Annotated in this window: 3 protein-coding genes and 1 pseudogene; all 4 read left to right on the forward strand. The window is 63.7% G+C overall.

Going from position 1 to position 9223, the window contains the following annotated elements; all coding sequences use genetic code 11:
• Positions 1–106: 106 nt before the first annotated feature.
• Complete coding sequence (locus tag QZ196_RS11260) at positions 107–3988, forward strand: hypothetical protein (protein ID WP_296426457.1); 3882 nt, start codon at positions 107–109, stop codon at positions 3986–3988.
• Positions 3985–4797, forward strand: a complete 813-nt coding sequence (locus QZ196_RS11265) for a hypothetical protein (protein WP_296426459.1) — start codon at positions 3985–3987, stop codon at positions 4795–4797. Before QZ196_RS11260 ends, QZ196_RS11265 begins: the two co-directional genes overlap by 4 nt.
• On the forward strand, positions 4794–6992 hold the full coding sequence (locus tag QZ196_RS11270; RefSeq protein WP_296426462.1) for a hypothetical protein: 2199 nt from the start codon (positions 4794–4796) through the stop codon (positions 6990–6992). Before QZ196_RS11265 ends, QZ196_RS11270 begins: the two co-directional genes overlap by 4 nt.
• Positions 6989–9223: pseudogene (locus tag QZ196_RS11275) on the forward strand (hypothetical protein); the annotation flags it as partial. The gene QZ196_RS11270 and the pseudogene QZ196_RS11275, both read left to right, overlap by 4 nt.

The following is a 9223-nucleotide window of genomic DNA, read 5'->3' on the forward strand; positions in this document are numbered from 1 at the left end:
AGACCATAAGCCTTTGCCACATTTACGATTTCAACTGCGAAACTAACCCTTGAAAGCAACCGTGCCCCAAGATTGGTCCACCATAAAAGTCACGCCAGGTTCGCGCATGGATGACCGGTTGCCAGATGCTCTGGCCCGGACAACACCCAATTTGCGCCCCGATTTACTGGCGGTGTCATTTGTCCGGCTGGCAACGGCCGCACCCGTGCCATGGGCCGATATGTTGCGCGGCGAAGCGGCGCTTGTCGTGGCGCAAATCATCGCCTTCCGGCTTGATGATGAAGTCAGGCGGTTCGATCTGGCCAATGAAAACGGACCCGCCGCCGCCGCCGCCGAAATCAAGAACCTCGCCCAGCAGCTGGACGATTGGCTGACCCGGATCAGGCAGCAATTGCCTGCGGCGTTCAGCGATGTTCTGCGCGCACTTGACCAACAGATGTCCTTGACCGCCCGCACCAAGGTGCTGGCCGATGCCAGCTTGGCCGAACTGACCGGCGTTGTGCGCAGCCGGGGTTTTGTGACCGCCGCAGATGGCAATGCACTGACCCAGGCCCGTGCAATCCGCGCCGGGCTCAGTGCGGCACACCGTCAACTGGTCCATGCGATCACATCCCTGAAACCGGCGGCCCAAATCGCCTTTGATGCGCGCATCAAGGCCGGCACGATTGAGCCTGCCGCAGGCCTGATCCTGGCCGAATTGATCACCGCTGGCGTGGTCGATGCCCGCCTGAACGACTTTACCCAGCGCCACACCGATTTCTATTACCGCGACCTGATCGGCCAGACCCCGCGCGGGGCTGCGCCCGAACGCGCCCTGCTGCATTTACCATCAGGTGCGGTCCCCAAACTGCTGCGCGAAGGGACCGGTATGATTGCGCGTCTCGAGAATGGCAAGAAAGTGCGCTTCGTCACCGAAACCGACGTGCCCATCACCCCCGCACGCATCACGGCAACCGCCGGGCTGACCTATGACACAGACACCCAAGTGTCGCTGTTTTCGACCCTCGGCGCGATCACGGGCGTGCGTGCCGCGTTTGAACCGGCACAATCGCAGCCCCTGAACCGCAGCGTGTTTGTCGCGCCAGCCGCGCCACAGGTCGCCATGGGGTTGGACATCGCATCCGACATGTTCGGCCTATCCGAAGGCCACCGACGGATTGACGTCACCCTGTATATGCAGCGCGCCACGGACCTGCCCGCCGCATCACCGTCGGGCGCGCCGCCACCGGGCAGCGACCCGGACCCCGATATCGCGCTTGAACTGCGCTCTGATCCGACGCTGATCCGCGCCCTTGGCTTCCAAAGCACGTCTGAAGGCATCGCAACCTTGGTAGCGGCGGTTCACGCCAAGGCGATTGAACGCAACTGCGGCCCATCCATGGACCTGATATACGAGGTCATCGCCAGCAAGATCCTGACCGTCTCACCGCTGCGCATCCTGCTTGGCCGGATTATGACGCTGGCGCTGGTCGAGAATCACCCCTGGCCCACCGGCGCCTATTGGGGCGCGCTCGAGGCCCGGATCATCGCCTGCGAACGTGCCCTGACCGGGCAGCGCGATGATGCCCCACCCAAACCGCTGGCCGCCGGGCAGACGCGCGTCGCAGGTGACATCGTCGAGGCGTTTATCCGCGAAAAGTCCAAAGATGGCGAAAAGGGCGCATTTATTTACGCCCCCTCGGACATGTTTGAAAAGCTGCTTGGCGATGCATTCTCGGTCAGCCTCTCCACCGCCGACGGTCCGCTGCCGGCAATGGTCACGCAGGTGATGCCGATCCGCGCGTCGCCTGATGGGCCCAAGTCGCCCGCAGGGTTCACTATCCGCCTGATCTATGGCGCCGACATGCCGCCCATCACAATGCCTGCCGAGGGCACCGGCACGGCACCGGTCTTGGCGCTGCGCTGGAACCAGCAGGCGCGCGTTTGCCCAATCAGCTTTTTTGAACGCTACACGCTGGATGAGATCGGGATCGTGGTAAAAGTCGATGGCCTGCGAACCCTTGCGGGGTTCAGTGACGATGGCGCGGTGGCCCCTGCGCAGGCGTTCCAACCCTTTGGCGCCCGCCCGACCGAAGGTGCGACGTTCACCGTGGCCGCCCCCGAAATGGCCCGCAAGCCGGTCACCGATGTCCGGCTTGACCTGCAATGGGCCGACCTGCCGGATCAGCCGGGTGGCTTTGCGCCACACTACGCGCATTACCCCGAGCAGACCAAAGTGCCCGCGCCGAAACTGACGGTCGATTATCTGTCCGGCGATGGCTGGAAACCAGTGATCGAAACGGCAATCCCAATGATCGACGCCGACCCCTATGACCGCCACCTGTTGCCGCATTGGCATATGGCTGGCCCGGTACAGGGTGGCGGCGTGCCGGCCAGCGGCCACATCCCCGCCAAGCTGCCCAAGTCGCGCGCGCAACTGCGCGCCGGTGCCGTGCGCCTGACCATGACCGGCGCGGGTGACTTCGGGCAGGCGCAGTATCCGCTGGCGCTCATCGAGGCCATGCGCCCGCGCTTCATCCCCCTGCGGCCCCGTCACATCCCCGCAGCCCCCTACATCCCAAAGCTCGACAGCCTGCAACTGGGCTATACCGCCGCCGCGATCATGTCGCTCGAGGCGCCGGACAGCGCGCGACCCGGCGACAAGGTCACCCAGATCACCCCCTTTGGCGCGCGCGAGGCGTTCCCTCACCGCATCCTGCGCAATCTGGGGCTGTTTCCGCCGCGTCTGGGGCTGGGCACGCTTTATATGCAGTTGTCGGGTGCCGGGGCGCTGCGGCAATTGGGCATCTTGTTTGATATCGCCGACAGCGGGCATCTGCGGCTGGTGCCGGCGGCGGTGCCGTTGGTGTGGCATTACCTGACCGGTGATGGCTGGGTCGCATTGCCTGCCACGGCAATTTCATCGGATACGACGGATGGGTTGCTGCGCTCTGGCGTGGTGACGATCGACTTGCCCGATGATGCCGCCACCCCTGACGGTGAAATGCCGGGCGGCGGTGTCTGGGTTGCGGTCTCGGCCCCGTGGCGCGGGTTTGAAACCCATCCGATCCTGACCCATGTGCGCACCAACGGGGTGTGGGCCATCAGTACCCAAACCAACGAGGTCCACGCAGCCGCCGCGCGCGACTGGCGCTTCGAAGTCGCGTCACCGGGCATGTCACCCCCCATCGAGGCCAGCCGCCGCGCACCGCCCCGCCGGTCCGAAGAACGCGGCGATTATCTGGCCCGTGTCAGCGAACGCCTGCGGCACCGCCAGCGTGCGGTCACCCCATATGACGTCGAACGTCTGATCCTCGAAGCATTCCCCGATGTCTGGCGCGTGAAATGCCTGCCACATCTGACCCGCACCAGCCCGCTACCCCAGCCGGGCTGCACGACGGTCGTCGTGGTCCGCCATCCCGCCGCTGCGGACGCACCGCAAGCAGCCATCGGGCAGGAACGTCGGTTTGATGCGGGCACATTGGAAAAGATCCGCGCATTTTTGGGGAAACATGGTCCTGAAAATGCCAGATACGAGGTCGTGAACCCAGCCTTTGACCGGCTGCATGTCCGGGCCGCGATCCGTTTTGCCCCATTCCTCGATGATGGCGCCATCGCCAGCAAATTGCAGCGGCACCTGTCAAGTTTACTGTCGGTCTGGACAGCCACCGATGATCTGTCCCGCTTTGGCTGGTCGCTCAACGTGCCGATGCTGCGCGCGCAGATCGCCGCCCTTGATGACGTGATTGATGTCACCGATTTTTCGGTGCTGCACTTCATTGCCGACGACACCGGTAGTTACCGTCTCTGCGACACCGCGCAATCGGATGCGCGCGGCCCGCTTGGGTCCATCATCCGGCCTTCGCGGCCATGGGCGCTGGCACTATCCACCAGCGATCATTCAATTTCAGCGGTTGAACGCAATCAACCAATCACCCCCACACAAAGCGGCATCGGGCGTCTGCGCATCGGTGACATGCTTATTGTTGGTCAGGAGGGTCGCCCATGACCAAAAAAGATCGTACCACCCTCAAGGCGTTTTTCCGCGATGGCGCCCTGCCCACCGCCGAACATTACCGCGATTTGATTGACAGCGGCGTCAACCAGATCGAGGACGGCTTTTCCAAAACCCCCACCGACGGGCTGCGGCTGACGTCGGTGGGCGGCTCCGTCCGCATGATCAGCCTTTACGAAGGTCTCAGCGCGCAGGACCCCGCATGGATCATCGACCACGGCAAAGACAGCAGCAGCCTGCACTTTAAACGCGGCGCTGAAACGGCGCAAAAACTACCCGGCATCAGCTTTTCACCCGATGGGCGGCTGGGTGTGAAAACCGATACGCCGGAATGGCGGCTGGATGTCGATGGGGTGCAGCGCAGTCGTGGCCGCATCGGTTTTGCCAGCGATGAGATCCCCCACATCCCCGCCGACAGCAAATGGCATGACATCACCGATGAAATGACCGGATGTCAGGCCTTTGACGTGATGGCAGGCGTCGGCGGCGATGAAAACGCCGGGCGCTATTCCATGGTGCATGCCATTGCGATGAATGCCTATCATCCGCGCAACTGGCTGTTGAATATGGTGTTTGGCCGCCGCCGGATCAGGGCGCAGACGGCGATGTACGGCAGCTATGCCGACCGGATCCGCCTGCGCTGGGTCGCCACGCCAAAGCGTCACCATTTCAAATTGCAGATGCGCACCAATGCCGATTTCGGCAAGGACAAGGTGATCCGCTACTACCTGACCCGGTTGTGGTTTGATCCGAAAATGGAAGGGTCGCGCGGGGGCATGCCCCGCGAGGCCGGCCTTTCATGACCAAAGACCTGCCGCCGCCACTGGACTTCAACGCATTGCGTGCCAAAGGCATTGCCGCCGCCCAAGACGCGTCCGGCAAGGTCTGGACCGACTACAACCTGCATGATCCCGGCGTTACCCTGCTGGAACAGACGGTGTTTGCGCTGACCGAAGTGGCGTTTATCGGCGACCACGCGGTGCGCGATCTGCTGACGGATGCGGACAGCGGGTTTTCCCCCGATACCTTGGCGCTGTTTGGGCCTGATACCGTGTTGCAAGGGCGCCCGGTCACGCGCGCCGATCTGGCCAGTTACCTGTCTGATCTGCCCCAGATCGAACGCGTGTTTGTGCGAAATGGCCCCGCTGCGGGCTTGGTCGATCTGATCGTGATCCCCCACGACGCGATTGATCCAGCCGACCGGGCCCTGCGGTCGCAGGCCAGTTGGCGCACCGATCTTATAGCGACCCTGCGCGCCGGTTTCGCTGAAAACCGGCTGCTGACGACGGATATCAACCGCATTGATGTGGCGACCGCGCAACCGGTCCGTCTCTATGGCGAAATCGCAATCGGCCCCTTTGCCGAGGCGGAACGGGTCATCGCCGAAACCATTCATCAGGTGCGTCTGCTGCTCAAGGGGCTACCGCCTGACCTGACCGATATCAACGGTGTGATCGGGGCGACCCGCGCCGATGTGTTCGACAATGTGAACGCGCTATTGCCCACACTTGCCGCAGATGCCAATGACGCCACCCGTTTCGAAGCGATCCTTGCGACCCTGCGCCAGATCGCAGGCGTCGAGGCGATCAGCGGATTCGCAATCGTCACGGCCGACACGGGCCTCCCGGTGTCGCATAAAACACATGGTCCGGAAATTTATCACGACCCAATCATCCCCGGCCCCAATGATCCGATGACGCTGGTGGCGACCCGTGGCGGTACCAAAGTCGTGGCAGATCCCAACACCATCCACGAGGAATTGGGCCGGATCGACGCGGCCCGGATCGCAGGTCAGGGCAACCGCAAAAACGATGACGATTGGGATGTGCTGCGCCCCGGTCGGCACCGCGATACCACGCGCGCGCCGCTTGATATCGCCCTGCCAGAGCCGTATCGCGTCAGCCGCACGGCAGACAAAGCGGGCCGTCAGACCTTGCCGCGCTATCGCAGCATGATGGACACCCATCTTGACAGCATGCGCGCGCCGATTGCCGTTTTACATCAGACATATGGGCTGACCCACGCCATTGATCTGTCCGATCCCGCCGCCGTGCGCCACCGGATCGAAGTGCTGGATTATCTGATCTCGCTTCAGGGTGATGAAATGCCGGTGACGGACCCATCGTATATGCAGGCCTATCGCGGCATCAAAGACCGGCTTGCATGGCAGGTCAACTGGCGCCAGACGTATCTGGCCAATCTGCCATTCTACAATCATTTTGGGGGCACCGGTCACACCAGCTTTGGTTTTGCCGCACGGCTTGCGCATCTGGCAGATATGGCCGTGGGCACGCCCGATGATCTGACCGCCGGTCAGGACGACATGCTGCGTCTGGATGCCACGCTGGCCGTACCGGCCCCCACGCTGGACCCTGCACAGGTCATCTTGCCATCGCGCCCTTTGGATGTGTTCATTGCCCGCACCGATGACGTGCCGGGGCTCAGCTTGCAGAAACTCGCGCTGTCGTGTCCGTGGATCGTGGACCGCACCACAACGCCCGCCCTGCTGCAACAGGCCACCCGCCCCGAGGCCTACAGCCTCGCGCGTAACCGCAAAAGCGACTGGGAGGTCCTGTTTGAACCCGTCGCTGGCGGGCACCTCTATCCTTGCGGCAGCAATCAAAGCCGCGCTCGGGTCGAAGTCTGGGCAAACCGGGTCCGTAAATCCTTTGCCTCCATGAACCAATCCGCCGAACGGCTGTGGCTTATCGAAGATGTGTTGCTGCGCGCCACCAGCACAGACTTCGCGCCGGCAACGGCCACAGTGCTGTTGCCCGACTGGACCGCCCGCACCGCAGACCCCGCCTATCGCAGCTACGTCGAGGATCTGGTGCTGCGGCTGGCACCGGCGCACCTGTACGTCAAACCGCAGTGGCTGGCATGGCATGAAATGGACGCGCTACGCCCTGCAATCGCCGATTGGAAATCGGGCAAGACCGGCGCCGGACCCGCATTGCGCGCTGCGCTGCGTGCAATTGCGGCGGACCAGACAGCATGAGCCAGCCAAACGCCGCCCAGCAGCCCAAAACCGCCGCGCAGCCCAATCGTATCGGCACGTTGGAATTTGCGGTCGATGTGGCGTCGGACGGCGGCATCGGCCAAAGCGAGCTTGCGACGCCAGACAGGCTACTGCTGGCAATCCGTCAGGAATTGCTGGGCGAAATTGATGCCGTCATGGCAGCCGCCGGTCAATCGCACAGCGACCTGACCATCCCAGCGCTGGAACTTGATCTTGGCGCCTTTCCCGATCCCCCCGATTGGGACACCGTGCGCGATGTGCTGCGGCGCGCGCTGCAATCGGCGCTGGCGCCCTACCTTCACCCACGCCCCGCCCCGGCACACATCCCGGCACGCGCACCCCTGACCATGATCGCCCCACAAGCCATTGAAAAGGCGTCAGATATTGCAGCCCTACGTCTGGTGCTGACCGGACACAAAAACCCAACCGAGACGTATTTGCATGCCGCCTTGGGCCGACTGCAGCCAGAGGCGCTGCAGGCTCTCTTGCAAAAGCTCGCGTATCTTGAACAGATACCACAGCAGGCTGCAAACGGTCGCAGCCACGCAGCCAACGACGACACCGCCGGCCCCGCGCAAGCCACGCCGCTGACAGCCACGCTGCGGCGACAGCTCGTGCAGGCGTTGCAATCAGACGATCCCGTGCCGCCTGAACCCGCCGCCGTCGTCCGGACCACCGATGCACCGCCCGCCGATACATGGCAAAACGCCGCCTTTGCCAACCTCGGCCACCTTGCGGGCGTCACGCTCACGGCCACCCATCTGCAGCGCCTGATCCCGACCGGTAAAAGCCCCGCCAACGGGCCACGCCCTGACGCCGCCGCATTGCGCGTCTGGGTTGCCGGTCGACATGCGCGCGCCGAGGTCATCGTCGCCGCCCTCTCAGACCCGCAGGTCAAGGACTTGATTTCCGCCCTCGTCCCTCAACAAGCCGACGCACTGAAAACCGCCCTGTCAGGTCTGGACCAGGTCGACAGTCCATCCGCCGCCCGCCGGTTGGCCGCCACCGACTTGCTTGTGCGATCGGCGCTGGATATCGGTGCAATCCGCAATGCGGCCCCACCGCGCACACTCCGACCGGAAATCGCATTGGCGCACCTGCTGGCGGCGCTGGGCGACACACCGGTGCAGGCCGCGACAACTGCACTGTATCTGGCCAAGGCAAATTCCGATCCCGCGCAAAACACCGTCCCGCGCACAAACGCCGCGGTGTCTGCCGATACCCCGGCACCCGGCACGGCACCGAACGCGCCAAGCCCCGATCAGCCGCCCCGCGAAACAAACACCGCCGCCGACGCAATCCGCGCCCAAACACCCCCAGCCCGGACGCCCCAAACCGGGCCGGCACATGATCCCGCCATAGCCACTCAGGACCAACCTCCCGCGTCAGACCCCCACAGCCCCGCCGCGCCTTCCACAGGCAGCAGCCAACCCACGACCACGATCCGGCAACCCAAGGCGGCCGGAACCATACCCGACCCAAACCGCGCGCCTTTGCCGGTCCCGCAATCTTATCCTGAAACCAATGTCGCCGGAACCAGCGACCAGGCCGACGCCGACGCCACGACGCATGACCCAAACCCCGGCGCGCAATCCCAAAGCCATCCTGCGGATAGCCCCATCGCCCAAACGCCGCCACGGGTCGCACCCGCGCTGGGCGATGGCGCAGGGCTGGCATCGACCACGGCGCCATCCATTCCGCAAATCGGCAAGATCACGCCGCCGGATCATCCGCTGGATACGTCCGCCGCGCCGGACCACGTCACCCCGGACGCCGGCATGACACGTACACAAGCACTCGACCCAAAACCACGGCCAGTTGACGCGGCCGACATCGGCCCTAAAATACCTAACCCTTTGTTACATAAAGGCAAAGACGTGTCGCCAGCGCGCGATCCCAACCGTGCCGGCATCCAAGATACATCCCGCCACATGACGCCGAAATCGCCCGACGCTATTTTCAATGACCCGGACCAATCCCAAAACCCTGACGTCGCACAAACCAAGCCGACGTCCGACCAGCCCGCTGACCCATCGGCGCCTGAAACGACCCTTTCATCCCCGGCCCCAACGCCGTCCGCAAAACCCACCCAAATCCCCGACATGACACCGAAATCGCCCGACACTATTTTCAATGACCCGGACCAATCCCAACGCCCTGACGTCGCACAAACCAAGCCGACGTCCGACCAGCCCGCTGACCCATCGGCG

Source organism: Yoonia sp., assembly GCF_017854565.1.
Lineage (GTDB): Bacteria > Pseudomonadota > Alphaproteobacteria > Rhodobacterales > Rhodobacteraceae > Yoonia.